1 pseudogene is annotated in these 603 nt (G+C 53.6%); it reads left to right on the top strand.

From position 1 onward, the window contains the following. Nucleotides 1-603 (top strand): annotated as a pseudogene (gene dmlA / locus AC5O77_RS22145) (multifunctional D-malate/3-isopropylmalate/tartarate dehydrogenase); the annotation flags it as partial.

Here is a 603-nt window from a genome sequence, read left to right as displayed (position 1 = left end):
GGCGAATATTCCTCGCTCGGCGGTAGAGTGAATGAAGGTACAGAGCATGAAGTCGTCATTCAGGAATCGGTATTTACGCGTCGTGGTGTCGATCGCATTTTGCGTTATGCCTTTGAACTTGCACAAAGCCGCCCACGTAAGACGCTAACTTCTGCCACTAAATCGAACGGTTTAGCCATCAGCATGCCGTACTGGGATGAGCGAGTGGAAGCAATGGCCGAGAATTACCCGGAGATCTGCTGGGACAAGCAGCATATTGATATTCTCTGCGCGCGTTTTGTGATGCAGCCGGAACGCTTCGATGTGGTAGTGGCGTCCAATTTGTTTGGCGATATCCTTTCCGATCTTGGCCCGGCCTGCACCGGCACCATTGGCATTGCCCCATCCGCCAACCTGAATCCGGAACGCACTTTCCCGTCGCTCTTCGAGCCAGTCCACGGTTCCGCGCCGGATATCTACGGGAAAAACATTGCTAACCCTATCGCCACAATTTGGGCCGGTGCAATGATGCTCGATTTTCTCGGCAATGGCGATGAGCGTTTCCAGCAAGCGCATAACGGTATTCTGGCCGCGAGTGAAGAAGTGATTGCTCACGGGCCGAAA

This window comes from Stenotrophomonas sp. INTA L402-1, assembly GCF_059295135.1.
Note: the sequence above shows the minus strand (reverse complement) of the source record. Positions and strands in the feature narration are given on the sequence as shown.